The 241-nt window shown below is 45.2% G+C and carries 1 pseudogene; it reads left to right on the top strand.

The annotated features are described in order from the left end of the window. Positions 1-241, top strand: a pseudogene (locus R0J87_RS24070) (2,3-bisphosphoglycerate-independent phosphoglycerate mutase); the annotation flags it as partial.

Genomic DNA, 241 nt, shown 5'->3' with positions numbered 1-241 from the left:
AAAGGCATATGAAGTACTTACTCAAGGAGAGTGTGAAACAGAAATTGATCCTAAGGTATTTCTGAAAGAACAGTATGATCGCAAGATCACAGATGAATTTATCCCGCCGACTCGCGTTGCTGCCGGAGGGGTGGAAGCCGATGATGGGGTAATCTTTTTCAATTTCCGTCCTGATCGCGCCCGACAACTAACCGCTGCTTTTGTTAATCCTGACTTTGATGGCTTTGAGCGTGAACAAATC

Origin of the sequence: Halomonas sp. SIMBA_159, from assembly GCF_046536035.1 — a bacterium.
GTDB lineage: Bacteria > Pseudomonadota > Gammaproteobacteria > Pseudomonadales > Halomonadaceae > Vreelandella > Vreelandella venusta_A.
Note: the sequence above shows the minus strand (reverse complement) of the source record. Positions and strands in the feature narration are given on the sequence as shown.